Raw genomic sequence first — 12,034 nt, forward strand, 5'->3', positions numbered from 1 at the left:
ATTGACATATAAGATTTTTATATTGTATAACTGGTATAAGTAGATTATTCTTATAATAGTTAAATGAATAAATAGTATTTAAAAAAGCCTGTGAAAATTTTACAGGCTTTCTTCTACTTTGGGGATTATTAGCAGTAATTCTCGTTGGGGAACTACTTGTTAAATTCTTCAAAAGTTTCGTCATTATATATTAATATGACTTTAACTAATTTTTTATTATTTACTGAGACGGAGCTATTTGATTTATTTTCGTCTGATTGTGTGATTATTTTGTTATCAGTGAATAGAGTTGGAGCTTTTAAAAATGTTAAATCTTCAGCACTTTTAGTAACTTCTTTTTTGAAACTTTCAGTTTTTTTATCCTTCTTAGGAAAATTACCATCACCATACAAAAGCCAATATAAGTCTACATCTTCATAATTATTAACCACTTTCATAACAAAGTCTAAACTAGGTTTGTTTCTACCTGAAAGTAGGTGAGAAATACTTGATCTTTGCACATCAATAGAATCTGCAAATGTTGACGATGTTAAATTATAATGTTCTATAATTAATTTTATTCTATTTGAAATTGCTTCCGAATTCACAATTGTAATAAATTTACTTACTTTACAAATGTAATTATTAATTTTTAAATATCAAAATTTAAAAATTTAAAAGTAGCATTCTATTAAATCATTAAGTATTCGTTTAAATAAAATAGTCTAAAACTCTGTAAAACATTTATTTAAGTCACAGCTATAAGTTTTACTTATATAGTGTTTAACATAAGTTAAATTCAAACCAGTTATGAGTATACATAAGTAAAACACCTTAAAATTAGAGGTGTTTAATTCTGTAAACAAAATTTATTGGATAATTTAATGTTACATTTGTAAAATACATACATAAAAAAAGCACCTCATTATTTAAGAGGTGCTTCTTTTATTTAAGAATATTTTGCTTATTATTAACTAAATAATATCTTATTTAAATAATAATTAAAAGACTATTTATAATTTATTTTAAAGATTCAATCCATTTGCGAGCATTTACAAAAGCTTCTAACCATGGAGAGACTTCATCTTTTCTACCATCTATGTAATTTGCCCAATTCCATTGAAAAGTAGAACGCTCTATATGCGGCATTGTTACTAAATGTCTACCTGACTTATCACACATCATTGCTGTATTATAATCAGATCCATTAGGATTGTGTGGATAAGCATCGTAAGCATACTTAGCTACAATGTTATAATCACTTTCTTGTTTTGGTAATTTAAATTTACCTTCCCCGTGAGAAATCCAAACACCTAAGGTAGTACCTGCAAGTGTTGAAAGCATAATAGAATTATTTTCTTGAACTTTAACAGAGGTAAAACTACTTTCATGTTTTTTAGAATCATTATGAACCATTTTTCCATGAACATCATGTTCTGGATTAATAAGTTCTAATTCCATCCATAATTGACAACCATTACAAATTCCAACAGAAAGTGTATCTTTTCTATCAAAAAAGTTTTTTAATGCTTTATTAGCTTTTTCATTATACATAAAAGCACCAGCCCATCCTTTAGCTGATCCTAATACATCAGAATTTGAAAAACCACCAACAGCACCAATAAATTGAATATCTTCTAAGGTTTCTCTACCTGATATTAAATCTGTCATATGAACATCTTTAACATCAAAACCAGCAAGATACATAGCGTTAGCCATCTCTCTTTCTGAATTTGAACCTTTTTCACGTATAATTGCAGCTTTTGGTCTGTTAGTTACATTACCAACTATATCACTTATTTTTCCTGTAAAATGTGTAGGGAATTGATATTTTAAAGGTTGTTTTTTATAATTATTAAATCTAGCCTCAGCTAAATTATTGGCTGTTTGTTTTTGATCTAATAAATAAGATGTTTTATACCAAGTATCTCTTAGTTCAGATACCGAAAGTGCATAAATATCATTATTATTTTTAATATTTAATCTATCAGATTCTGTAACAGTACCTATTTTAGTATATGATATATTTTGATTGTTAAATACTGTTTCAATACTATTGTCAGTAGATTGTATTACAATTCCTGCATTTTCAGCAAATAGAACCTTAACAGTATCTTCTTCGTTTAAGTTTGATAAGTCGATGTTAGCCCCAACATTAACATCAGCAAAACAAAGTTCTAATAGCGTAGTTATTAAACCACCTGAAGCAACATCATGTCCAGCAACTATTTTCCCATCTACAATTAACTGCTGAATAGTATTAAAGGTATTCTTAAACTGTTGGGCATTTTTAATAGTAGGAGCTTCTGAACCTATGGTATTTAAAATTTGAGCAAATGAACTTCCTCCAAGTTTAAAATTGTCATCAGACATATTAATGTAATAAATATCACCTTTGTTTATTTTAAATACAGGCTCGATTACTTTTGTAACATCATTGCAATTTGCAGCAGCTGAAATTACAACTGTACCCGGAGAGATAACCTCTTCATTTGGATACTTTTGTTTCATGGATAAAGAATCTTTACCGGTAGGAACATTAATACCTAAATCGATAGCAAATTCTGAAACTGCCTTAACAGCTTTATATAAACGAGCATCTTCTCCTTCGTTTTTACAAGGCCACATCCAATTTGCAGATAAAGAAACAGAAGCTAATCCATCTTTTAATGGAGCCCAAACTATATTTGTTAAAGCTTCTGCAATAGAGTTTTTACTACCAGCTTCAGGATCTATCAATCCAGAAATAGGAGAGTGGCCAATTGTGGTTGCTATTCCTTCTTTACCTTTATAATCTAGTGCCATAACACCTACATTATTTAAAGGTATTTGTAAAGGTCCAACACATTGTTGTTTAGCAACTTTTCCACCTACACATCTGTCAACTTTGTTTGTTAACCAATCTTTACAAGCAACGGCCTCCAACTGTAAAACTTGCTCTAAATACTTTTGTAAATCTTTAGAATCATAACTTTTACTTTTGTAAATATTGTTTACAATTGTATCATTCATGATTGTTTTTGGAGAACTTCCAAACATATCATTTAAATCTAAATCCATTGGTTTATTTCCATTTGATTTAGATTCAAAAGTAAATCTGTGGTTGTTAGTTACATCTCCAACTGTATACATTGGTGAACGCTCACGCTCTGATATTCTTTCTAGTTTTTCTAAATTTTCTTTACCAATAACTAATCCCATTCTTTCTTGAGATTCGTTACCAATTATTTCTTTATTAGATAATGTTGGATCACCAACAGGTAATTTATCCAAGTCTATTATTCCACCAGTATCTTCAACTAATTCAGATAAACAATTTAAATGTCCACCTGCACCGTGATCATGAATAGATACAATTAAATTCTCATCACTTTCAACCATTCCTCGAATAGCGTTTGCAGCTCTTTTTTGCATTTCTGGATTAGAGCGTTGTACAGCGTTTAATTCGATACCAGAAGAAAATTCACCTGTATCTGCTGATGATACTGCTGCACCACCCATACCAATTCTATAATTTTCACCACCTAGAATAACAATTTTATCACCGTTTTGAGGTGTTTCTTTAATTGCTTGGTCTATTTTTCCGTATCCAATTCCACCAGCTTGCATAATAACTTTATCAAAACCAAGCTTTCTGGCATCTTCTTCATGTTCAAAAGTTAATACGGAACCACAAATTAATGGTTGTCCAAATTTATTACCAAAATCAGAAGCTCCATTAGATGCTTTTATTAAAATATCCATTGGGGTTTGATATAACCACTTACGTTCATCCATGGCTTTTTCCCATGGTCTATTTTCCTCTAAACGAGAGTAAGATGTCATATATACTGCAGTACCTGCTAATGGAATTGATCCTTTTCCACCTGCTAAACGATCTCTAATTTCTCCACCAGAACCAGTTGCTGCTCCGTTAAAAGGTTCAACAGTTGTAGGGAAGTTATGTGTTTCTGCTTTTAGTGATATAACAGATTCAAATTCTTTTGTTTCGTAAAAATCAGGTTTATCAGCACTCTTAGGTGCAAATTGTTCTACTTTTGGGCCTTTAATAAATGCAACATTATCTTTATAGGCAGAAACAATATCGTTTGGATTTTGTTTTGAGGTTTCTTTTATTAATTTAAATAATGATGTTGGTTGCTCTTCACCATCTATAATAAAGGTACCATTAAATATTTTATGTCTACAATGCTCTGAGTTTACTTGAGAAAAACCAAAAACTTCAGAATCGGTTAACTTTCTTCCAATTCTTTCAGAAACCTCGTTTAAATAAGTAATTTCTTCATCACTTAAAGCTAAACCTTCTTGTTTATTGTATGCTGCTATATCATCAATTTCTAAAATAGGCTCAGGAGTAATATCAATTGTAAAAGTATTTTGATTTAATCCATTAAATTTTTGAGAGATCATTGGATCAAAATCAGAAAAATTTTCAGCGACAGCTTCAAATTCTTCAATTCTAATAATACCATCAACACCCATATTTTGGGTAATTTCAACAGCGTTGGTACTCCAAGGAGTTATCATGGCTGCCCTAGGGCCAACAAAAAAGGCGTCAATAGACGCCGAGTTTATTATATTTTGATTACCAAATAACCAAGTTAATTTAGAGATACTTTCTTCTGTTAATTCTTTTGATGTTTGCACAGCAAATACTTTACTGCTTATGTTTCCAAAGAAATGAATCATGTTGTTATGTTTGTGTTGTTGTTTATGAAAGACACAAATTTACTTTTTTTAGTTGGATTTCAATCAAAAAAAAACTCGTAAATTTTACGAGTTTTTATTTTTTATTTGTGCTTATTCTTCTTTAATTTTTTCTGGAATTCTATCACGCTCTATTTTACCTTTTTTAATGGCCTTATAGTTTTCATAACAATTTAAAACGGCTTCAATCATTTGTAAATCACTAGCTTTTTTAATAAAATATTCAGAGTAATTACAATCTGTTAAAAGTTTAGCTAATTGTTCTTTATCCATTTCAAGGTATTCCATCATAACCTCTCTATCAAATTTACCTGCTAACATTTTACGTAAATCATCTTCTTTTTTTAATTTTTGAAGCTTTTTTAACTGTTTAGGCTTTTTTCCAAATAAATTGTAAACCAAATCTACTGGATTCATTAGTTTAGCAATAGGAGACGTAGATAATTTTTGAGGCTTTCCTATTTCATACGTTTGTCGTAGGCCGTTAATATGGATTCTATTAAATCTATCAACTGGAACTTGTTTTACATCAATTTCTAAAACACCTATTAACTTGGTAGATTTAATAACAACTTCTTTTACCTCTTCAGGTTTTTCGTTAAGTTCAATAACTAACTCATTTCCTTTTAAAAGGTCGTTAGTAACTTTTAGTTTTATAGATTCGTATCCTAAAAAAGAAACTAATACAGTATCACTTTCTTTAGCGGTTAATTGAAAAAGACCTTTTTCGTTCGTAATTGTTCCGTTAACTGAATTTAAGTTTAATATATGTGCTGCACTTAAAGCTTGTTTATCTTCAGAGTCTACTACCTGACCTTTTAAAACTGAGTTTTGGCCATAGGTTAGGGTGTTTATTAGTAAAAATATTACTAGGGGTATTAATTTCTGCATAATGCAATATTACGGATAAAAACGTTGATATGAGTTAATAATTTGTGAAAGTAAATTACAAAAAGTAGAACATAAAAAAACACTTCAGAAAAGAAGTGTTTGTGTTAGTGCGCGTAACTGGAGTCGAACCAGCACGTCCTTACGGACACAAAGCCCTCAACCTTGCGCGTCTACCAATTCCGCCATACGCGCGTAAACTAAAAAAGTTAAGCAAAATGCTTAACTTTTTTTGTGACCGGGCTGGGGCTCGAACCCAGGACCCTCTCCTTAAAAGGGAGATGCTCTACCAACTGAGCTACCCGGTCATTGCTTTTCGTAAAAGCGAGTGCAAATATACATCTGTTTTTTAAATTATGAAAGGTTTTTTAATTTTTTTTCTAATATTTTTGTGAAAAAATATTTCTGACATGAAAATCATTTTATTGGGTTATATGGCTAGTGGTAAATCTACAATTGGTAAACAATTGGCAGCTACATTATTAATCCCATTTGTAGATTTAGACAACTATATTGAAGAATGCGAAGGGAAATCAATAAAAAAAATATTTGAAGAAGAAGGAGAGATCTATTTTAGGAATAAAGAGCATGAATATTTAAAAGAATTATTAAATAAAAATGAAGATTTTGTTCTTTCTTTAGGTGGAGGTACTCCTTGTTATGCTGGTAATATCGATGTAATTAATTCTTACACTAATGTAATTTCTGTTTATTTAAGAGCAAATATTGGAACTTTAGTGAATAGGTTAGAGCTGGATAGAGTTAATAGACCATTGGTAGCAAGCCTAACTAATGAACAGCTCACAGAGTATATTGCTAAACATTTGTTTGAAAGACAATTTTACTATAATCAGGCAAAAAACGTAATTACTATTGATTCAAAAAGTATGGAAGATATAGTAGATGAAATTAATAGCTTATTAAGTTAAATAAGCTATTGTTTCATCATTATTAAATTCAACAACCACATGTTCTTTTATTGAAGTTGATAATGAAATTCCTTTAAAATCAGCTTTAACAGGATATTTTTTATGGTTTCTATTAACAAGAACAGCGGTTTTAAACTTTTTTAAAGGAACATCTAAAAAGTGTTTTATACCATATATTAATGTTGTTCCAGAGTTTAATACATCATCAACTAAAACTAATGATTTATTTTTATAATCTTGAGCGGGTAGAGAAGTGGTTATAGGCTCTAAAGGTTTCTTTTTGTTTATAGATACTTTACATAAAGTTACTTCTATGTCAGAAATATCTTTTAATACAATAGCTATTTTTTCAGCAAAAATATAACCGTTATCAGCAATTCCAGCTAAAATAACTTCTTTCTCTTTGTGGTTAGCTTCATAAATTTGATAAGCTATACGCCTAATTTTATGATTTATTTCAGTGGTGTTTAATATAATATTTTGAGCAGCTGTTGTCATAAAGTAAATTTAAAAATCATTCGGATTAGTATCGTCGTAATAATCATCAATATCTCTTCGATCTTTTTTTGTGGGTCTACCAGTACCTTTTTTACGGTAATAGTCTTTAGCAAATTTAAGAAGTTCTGTTTTTTCAAACTCTTCTTTAGGCGTTAAATCTTTTCTATATAAGTCAACTAATTTTGCGCCAACTCTATTTGGTGGTATATCTAATACCTTTATTTTATAGTTAATTTGATTTTTTCTTACAGTAATAACCTCGTTTCCAAAGATTTCTTTAGATGGTTTAAGGTTATTACTATCAATTTTAACATGTCCTTTTTTGCAAGCATCGGTAGCTAAACTTCTAGTTTTAAACAATCTAATACACCATAAGTACTTGTCTATTCTCATACAATTCGTTAAAATTTATTTATTCATTTTTAGCAAAGGTATAAAAATGGTAAATTGCGCCATAAAATTAAATAATTAATGACAAAATTTAGATACCTTTTAGTAGTAGCTTTTATTGGATTGATAGTTGCTTGTGGAGGAGATGGAGGAAGCACCGTAGATAATTTCGATCATGCATCCCAGTCTGTAATTGACAACGATTCGTTGGTGAGTTTTTTTAAGAAACATTATTTTGATGTAGCTACAGATTCTGTAAAACCATTGATTGATGGTGAAACAGCTCTTTTTGATGATGAAAATTTAAAAATCCAAGAAGTTACAGAAACTATAGATGAAGAGGATATAGATTTTACATTATATTACTATGTAATTAATGAAGGTGTAAATGACGATAAAGGTTACCCTTCAGTAGTAGACTCCGTATTTGTTAATTATTCAGGACAAAGAGTTGTTAGAACAGATAGTTTAAGCGCTAGTAACTTTGATGCTAACAATAGATTATGGTTTGCATTAAGTGGAGTAATTAGAGGATGGTCTTATGGTTTCACCCACTTTAAAGGAGGTGTAAATGTTACAGGTAATGGACCAATTACCTACGAAAACCCTGGAAAAGGTATTTTATTTATACCTTCAGGTTTAGCTTATAGAAATGTTGGTTCAGGATCTATTTTGCCTAACGAGCCTTTAATGTTTTACATAGAATTATTAGACTTAGTACCAGAAACTGATATTGATGGAGATGGGGTTCCTTCTATTTACGAAGATATTGACGGTGATGGTAAGCCATGGAATGACGATACAGATGGTGATTTTTCAGCTAATATGTTTGACTCTGACGATGACGGAGATTTAATATTGACAAGGTTTGAGGACGCAAATAATGACGGTGACCCAAGAAATGACTTTAGTGATCCTGACAATCCAACACTACCAGATTATTTAAATAGAAATATTAGAGTAAGTAATCAATAAACATTATAAATAAAAAAAACCGCATTAAATGCGGTTTTTTTTATAATTCTAATGAAACACCAATAATAATTTGGTTTACTCTAGTATCAAAATTACTTTCTGAATTGGTAATTCCGTTAACATATTTTGTTTCTGTGTCAGATAATGCTCTTTCCCAACGTAAATCAACACCAAATCTTCCTAGCTGCACTCCAGCACCAAACTGAAGACCAACTGTAAATCCGTCTGCTTCTACATCACGAATATCATCAGTATCAAAGTCTGCATCTAAAATATACTGAAACGATGGACCTCCATAAACTCTTCCTATTTTTAAAACTTTTGTTCCTAATAAAACAGGAATATCTAATTTTTGAAAATCATAAGTAGTAGTTTTTGTTTGAACAGAATTGTTGTACTGAACCTCATTACTTAGACTAGTATATACTAATTCTGGTCTTAAAAATAAACCTAAAGCTGGTATTTTAGCTTGAACAAATACTCCTGCATGAAAGCCTGTTTTACTTTTAGCGCCAGAAAACACATCATCTTTCACTTCTTCAAATGAATCTGAATTGTAATTTATTCCTGCTTTTATTCCAAATTTAGCCTGAGCTGAACTCGTTTGCGTGTAAGCAAACACTAAACAAATAATTAAAACTAGTTTTTTCATAATTTAAAAATTTAATTGTTGTACATAAAAAAAACGGCAATTAAGCCGTTTTATTTTTATTTTCTTTTAATAACTTTTTTCACTGCTTCTATAACAGCTAAGTCATTTATTTGATATTTTTCCATCAGTTCTGCAGGTGTAGCAGATTCTCCAAATGTATCATTTACAGCAACAAACTCTTGTGGAGTAGGGTTGTTAGTTGCTAAACAACGTGCAACGCTTTCACCTAAACCTCCAAATTTATTATGCTCTTCAGCAGTAACAATACATTTTGTTTTTGCTACTGATTTTAAAATAGCGTCCTCATCTAAAGGTTTGATAGTGTGAATATTAATTACTTCAGCAGAAATTCCTTCTTCCGCAAGTTTTTCAGCTGCTTGTAATGATTCCCAAACTAAATGCCCTGTAGCTACTATTGTTACATCTGTACCTTCAGTAAGTTGAATTGCTTTACCAATTTTAAACTCTCCTTGTGGCATAAATACAGGAACTTTTGGTCTACCAAAACGTAAATACACTGGTCCATTATGTTCAGCAATTGCTATTGTAGCTTCTTTGGTTTGATTATAGTCACAGGTGTTAATTACTGTCATACCCGGTAACATTTTCATTAAACCAATATCTTCTAATATTTGATGAGTTGCTCCATCTTCACCTAAAGTTAACCCTGCATGAGATGCACAAATCTTTACATTTTTATGAGAATAAGCAATTGATTGACGAATTTGGTCATAAACTCTACCCGTTGAGAAGTTAGCAAAAGTACCTGTAAAAGGTATTTTTCCACCAATTGTCATACCAGCAGCAATTCCCATCATATTTGCTTCTGCAATTCCAACCTGATAAAATCTTTCTGGGTGATTAGCAGCAAATTCATTCATTTTTAATGAACCTGTTAAATCTGCACATAAGGCAACTACATCAGGATTTGTTTTTCCTAATTCAGTTAATCCGTCTCCAAAACCAGATCTAGTGTCTTTTTTTTCTGTGTATGTGTATTTTTTCATTGTTGTGTTGTAAAAGAGCGTCAAAAATAAACTTTTTAAAAAGATAGCCGCTTAAAAATTCATCAATTCTTTATATAATTTATGAACAGGTAATCCAACTACGTTAAAATAGCTTCCTTTTATATGTGTAATACCTATTTTACCTATCCATTCTTGTATTCCATAAGCACCTGCCTTGTCATAAGGCTGATAGTTTTCTATGTAATAATTAATTTCTTCATCAGTTAATGTTTTAAAGGTAACTTCTGTAGTATCGTTAATTATTTTTTGATTTTCTTTTGAGGTAATACAAATTGAAGTAATTACTTTATGAGTGTTTGCTGATAGGTTTGAGAGCATTTTAAAAGCCTCATTATAATTTTTAGGTTTACCTAAGGCGGTATTATTAAGCCATACAATAGTGTCGGATGTGATTAAAATATCATTATTATTTAATTCATTTGTAAAGGCATCTGCTTTAAGTTTCGATAAATAATCTGTGATTTCTGAGGTTTTTAAATGTTTAGGGTAAATTTCTTCAATATCTTTTAGTCTGATTTCGAAATCTATATTTAAATCTTTTAAAAACTGTTGTCTTCTGGGAGAGCCAGAAGCTAATATTATGTGGTGATTTGATAATTTATTTTGAAGCATTTCTTAGGAAAAATGACATTAAGGGAATAGCTAATACAGTAACTAAAAAAACAAAATTTAAAATACGTACAACTTTATCATAGTCTTCATTAGTTTTAGATTTTTTAAATTTTGATAAACATATAATTTGTGGAATCAACATAGTGAAAAGTACTATTAAAGCGACCTCAATATAATCATGTAGATAAACTAGTAAAGATGTTGTTACAAGTATTATAAAAAATGATATGTTGGTAATTACTTTTTTTGTGGTTTTTTCACCTAATACAATAGGTAGATTTTCGTCCGTTTTATTTTTGAAAATTTTATACTCACATAAATCACTAATAACACTCTTGGCGAAGTTTGATACAAATGATATTGTTATGTAGTAAATTACAATCAACTCTATTTTTAAAAAAACTTCCCATTGATTAGCGGTTAGTGAAGTAGGAGAGTCCATCCACCAGATTAACATAAAATTTCCGGATTTAACAAAAGAAGGAAAAATATTGTTAATTATAGTTTTTGGTTTGGAATTTTTAGCAAACCAAATGGTAGAAAGTGATACTAAAATAAATACGAAAGAAAATTGAGGTTTATTGATGCTTAATGATACGTAAGAACCTAAAAATATGCCTATACATGCAAAAAATAAAAAACCTTTTTTTAGGTTATTAGAAGTAAAAAATGATAAATACGATTCTTTATCATGGTAAAATTTAATAAACGAGCCAGATATGTATAGTGATATACTGGAAGCTATTAACATTAGTAAACCATGAAAAGTGATAGAAGTGTTAAAGTCAAAGCCTTCTAAAAAACTAATTTTGGTAAGAAGTAGAATTAAAATTATAGATAAAACATTACGCCAATCTATAATTTTAGTTAAATCTTTAAACATATCTTACTTAAACTCTTTTTTAATACGATCTAAATTTCTTTTGTTATCACGGTCTTTAATTGTTTGTCTTTTATCGTGTGTCTTTTTACCTTTTGCTAGTGCAATGTCTAATTTTGCCCAACCATTATCATTAATGAATAAACGAAGTGGAACAATAGTATTTCCTTTGGATTCTACTTCTCTTTCTAATTTTTTAAGTTCGTTTTTATTCAATAATAAGCGACGTTCACTTTTGGGATTATGATTAAAATGATGACCGTATAAATATTCTTCAATATACATATTTATCACAAATAATTCACCTTTATCATTAAATTCACAAAAACTCTCGGTAATTCTAGCTTTACTTTGACGAATTGATTTTATTTCTGTACCTGTTAATTGAATACCAGCGGTATATTTATCAATTATTTCGTATTCGAAACGAGCTTTTTTATTTTGAATATTTATTTTCTTCTGCATTCTAAAATTCTAAATCCTATTACTAACTTAA

Annotated in this window: 12 protein-coding genes and 2 tRNA genes; 2 read left to right on the top strand and 12 right to left on the bottom strand. The window is 29.8% G+C overall.

Annotated elements, in window-relative coordinates; translation table 11 throughout:
* Positions 1–152 precede the first annotated feature (152 nt).
* The 5 genes from ACFQ1U_RS01090 to ACFQ1U_RS01110 all read right to left on the bottom strand — a co-directional run bounded on the left by ACFQ1U_RS01090 (position 153) and on the right by ACFQ1U_RS01110 (position 5,882).
* A complete protein-coding gene (locus ACFQ1U_RS01090) occupies positions 153–587 on the bottom strand; it encodes a helix-turn-helix transcriptional regulator (RefSeq protein ID WP_386104416.1) in 435 nt (144 codons plus the stop codon).
* Positions 588–999: 412 nt separating this feature from the next.
* On the bottom strand, positions 1,000–4,668 hold the full coding sequence (gene purL / locus ACFQ1U_RS01095) for a phosphoribosylformylglycinamidine synthase (protein ID WP_386104418.1): 3,669 nt from the start codon (positions 4,666–4,668) through the stop codon (positions 1,000–1,002).
* Between the two features lie 111 nt (positions 4,669–4,779).
* Complete coding sequence (locus ACFQ1U_RS01100; RefSeq protein WP_386104420.1) at positions 4,780–5,577, bottom strand: carboxypeptidase-like regulatory domain-containing protein; 798 nt, start codon at positions 5,575–5,577, stop codon at positions 4,780–4,782.
* 108 nt (positions 5,578–5,685) lie between these two features.
* Positions 5,686–5,769: transfer RNA gene (locus tag ACFQ1U_RS01105), tRNA-Leu, on the bottom strand.
* A gap of 40 nt (positions 5,770–5,809) precedes the next feature.
* A tRNA-Lys gene (locus ACFQ1U_RS01110) sits at positions 5,810–5,882 on the bottom strand.
* A 102-nt stretch (positions 5,883–5,984) separates the two neighbouring features.
* Here ACFQ1U_RS01110 and ACFQ1U_RS01115 point away from each other — a divergent pair.
* Entirely contained in the window at positions 5,985–6,503 is a 519-nt protein-coding gene (locus tag ACFQ1U_RS01115; protein ID WP_386104422.1) for a shikimate kinase, read from the top strand.
* Here the strand turns inward: ACFQ1U_RS01115 and ACFQ1U_RS01120 are convergent.
* On the bottom strand, positions 6,495–7,001 hold the full coding sequence (locus ACFQ1U_RS01120) for a phosphoribosyltransferase domain-containing protein (protein ID WP_386104424.1): 507 nt from the start codon (positions 6,999–7,001) through the stop codon (positions 6,495–6,497). The two genes, ACFQ1U_RS01115 and ACFQ1U_RS01120, sit on opposite strands and share 9 nt — an antisense overlap.
* A gap of 9 nt (positions 7,002–7,010) precedes the next feature.
* Positions 7,011–7,394 (bottom strand): RNA-binding S4 domain-containing protein, encoded by a 384-nt coding sequence (locus ACFQ1U_RS01125; RefSeq protein WP_386104426.1) that lies wholly within the window; start codon positions 7,392–7,394, stop codon positions 7,011–7,013.
* Positions 7,395–7,472: 78 nt separating this feature from the next.
* Here ACFQ1U_RS01125 and ACFQ1U_RS01130 point away from each other — a divergent pair, with 78 nt between their 5' ends.
* Entirely contained in the window at positions 7,473–8,366 is an 894-nt protein-coding gene (locus ACFQ1U_RS01130; protein WP_386104428.1) for an FKBP-type peptidyl-prolyl cis-trans isomerase, read from the top strand.
* A gap of 40 nt (positions 8,367–8,406) precedes the next feature.
* On the opposite strand, the gene ACFQ1U_RS01135 is transcribed toward ACFQ1U_RS01130, so the two are convergent.
* From ACFQ1U_RS01135 to smpB, 5 genes are read right to left on the bottom strand one after another with little or no spacing between them, the layout of a single operon-like run.
* Positions 8,407–9,018 carry a porin family protein gene (locus ACFQ1U_RS01135; protein WP_386104430.1) on the bottom strand — a complete coding sequence of 204 codons (612 nt, stop codon included), beginning with the start codon at positions 9,016–9,018 and terminating at the stop codon, positions 8,407–8,409.
* Between the two features lie 56 nt (positions 9,019–9,074).
* Positions 9,075–10,025, bottom strand: coding sequence for a transketolase family protein (locus ACFQ1U_RS01140; protein WP_386104432.1), 951 nt, complete (start codon positions 10,023–10,025; stop codon positions 9,075–9,077).
* 51 nt (positions 10,026–10,076) lie between these two features.
* Positions 10,077–10,658 carry a Maf-like protein gene (locus ACFQ1U_RS01145; protein ID WP_386104434.1) on the bottom strand — a complete coding sequence of 194 codons (582 nt, stop codon included), beginning with the start codon at positions 10,656–10,658 and terminating at the stop codon, positions 10,077–10,079.
* Complete coding sequence (locus ACFQ1U_RS01150; RefSeq protein ID WP_386104436.1) at positions 10,645–11,541, bottom strand: hypothetical protein; 897 nt, start codon at positions 11,539–11,541, stop codon at positions 10,645–10,647. Before ACFQ1U_RS01150 ends, ACFQ1U_RS01145 begins: the two co-directional genes overlap by 14 nt.
* Before the next feature lie 3 nt (positions 11,542–11,544).
* Positions 11,545–12,003 (bottom strand): SsrA-binding protein SmpB, encoded by a 459-nt coding sequence (gene smpB, locus ACFQ1U_RS01155; RefSeq protein WP_386104438.1) that lies wholly within the window; start codon positions 12,001–12,003, stop codon positions 11,545–11,547.
* Between the last annotated feature and the right edge of the window lie 31 nt (positions 12,004–12,034).

It is taken from the genome of Tenacibaculum geojense, from assembly GCF_042676005.1.
In the GTDB taxonomy this organism is placed as follows: Bacteria; Bacteroidota; Bacteroidia; order Flavobacteriales; family Flavobacteriaceae; genus Polaribacter; species Polaribacter geojense.

Excerpts from the sequence above, each read along its gene's own strand:
- ACFQ1U_RS01140 (WP_386104432.1), bottom strand. The coding sequence starts at position 10,025 with ATGAAAAAATACACATACACAGAAAAAAAAGACACTAGATCTGGTTTT.
- ACFQ1U_RS01130 (WP_386104428.1), top strand. The coding sequence starts at position 7,473 with ATGACAAAATTTAGATACCTTTTAGTAGTAGCTTTTATTGGATTGATA.
- smpB (WP_386104438.1), bottom strand. The coding sequence starts at position 12,003 with ATGCAGAAGAAAATAAATATTCAAAATAAAAAAGCTCGTTTCGAATAC.
- purL (WP_386104418.1), bottom strand. The coding sequence starts at position 4,668 with ATGATTCATTTCTTTGGAAACATAAGCAGTAAAGTATTTGCTGTGCAA.
- ACFQ1U_RS01125 (WP_386104426.1), bottom strand. The coding sequence starts at position 7,394 with ATGAGAATAGACAAGTACTTATGGTGTATTAGATTGTTTAAAACTAGA.
- ACFQ1U_RS01145 (WP_386104434.1), bottom strand. The coding sequence starts at position 10,658 with ATGCTTCAAAATAAATTATCAAATCACCACATAATATTAGCTTCTGGC.
- ACFQ1U_RS01120 (WP_386104424.1), bottom strand. The coding sequence starts at position 7,001 with ATGACAACAGCTGCTCAAAATATTATATTAAACACCACTGAAATAAAT.
- ACFQ1U_RS01115 (WP_386104422.1), top strand. The coding sequence starts at position 5,985 with ATGAAAATCATTTTATTGGGTTATATGGCTAGTGGTAAATCTACAATT.
- ACFQ1U_RS01150 (WP_386104436.1), bottom strand. The coding sequence starts at position 11,541 with ATGTTTAAAGATTTAACTAAAATTATAGATTGGCGTAATGTTTTATCT.
- ACFQ1U_RS01100 (WP_386104420.1), bottom strand. The coding sequence starts at position 5,577 with ATGCAGAAATTAATACCCCTAGTAATATTTTTACTAATAAACACCCTA.
- ACFQ1U_RS01135 (WP_386104430.1), bottom strand. The coding sequence starts at position 9,018 with ATGAAAAAACTAGTTTTAATTATTTGTTTAGTGTTTGCTTACACGCAA.